1 protein-coding gene is annotated in these 997 nt (G+C 43.6%); it reads left to right on the top strand.

Annotated features, from left to right (window positions below):
• Positions 1–117: 117 nt before the first annotated feature.
• On the top strand, positions 118–831 hold the full coding sequence (locus CSC62_RS17265; protein WP_000104864.1) for a LexA family protein: 714 nt from the start codon (positions 118–120) through the stop codon (positions 829–831).
• Positions 832–997 lie beyond the last annotated feature (166 nt).

The following is a 997-nucleotide window of genomic DNA, read 5'->3' as shown; positions in this document are numbered from 1 at the left end:
GTTATGCGTTGTTCCATACAACCTCCTTAGTACATGCAACCATTATCACCGCCAGAGGTAAAATAGTCAACACGCACGGTGTTAGATATTTATCCCTTGCGGTGATAGATTTAACGTATGAGCACAAAAAAGAAACCATTAACACAAGAGCAGCTTGAGGACGCACGTCGCCTTAAAGCAATTTATGAAAAAAAGAAAAATGAACTTGGCTTATCCCAGGAATCTGTCGCAGACAAGATGGGGATGGGGCAGTCAGGCGTTGGTGCTTTATTTAATGGCATCAATGCATTAAATGCTTATAACGCCGCATTGCTTACAAAAATTCTCAAAGTTAGCGTTGAAGAATTTAGCCCTTCAATCGCCAGAGAAATCTACGAGATGTATGAAGCGGTTAGTATGCAGCCGTCACTTAGAAGTGAGTATGAGTACCCTGTTTTTTCTCATGTTCAGGCAGGGATGTTCTCACCTAAGCTTAGAACCTTTACCAAAGGTGATGCGGAGAGATGGGTAAGCACAACCAAAAAAGCCAGTGATTCTGCATTCTGGCTTGAGGTTGAAGGTAATTCCATGACCGCACCAACAGGCTCCAAGCCAAGCTTTCCTGACGGAATGTTAATTCTCGTTGACCCTGAGCAGGCTGTTGAGCCAGGTGATTTCTGCATAGCCAGACTTGGGGGTGATGAGTTTACCTTCAAGAAACTGATCAGGGATAGCGGTCAGGTGTTTTTACAACCACTAAACCCACAGTACCCAATGATCCCATGCAATGAGAGTTGTTCCGTTGTGGGGAAAGTTATCGCTAGTCAGTGGCCTGAAGAGACGTTTGGCTGATCGGCAAGGTGTTCTGGTCGGCGCATAGCTGATAACAATTGAGCAAGAATCTTCATCGAATTAGGGGAATTTTCACTCCCCTCAGAACATAACATAGTAAAGGGATTGAATTATGAAGATTGGTTTTTATGCGACTTACCGCAGCAAAAATAAAGGGAATAACAAA

Source organism: Pseudoxanthomonas jiangsuensis (assembly GCF_010093185.1).
In the GTDB taxonomy this organism is placed as follows: Bacteria; Pseudomonadota; Gammaproteobacteria; order Xanthomonadales; family Xanthomonadaceae; genus Pseudoxanthomonas; species Pseudoxanthomonas jiangsuensis.
Note: the sequence above shows the minus strand (reverse complement) of the source record. Positions and strands in the feature narration are given on the sequence as shown.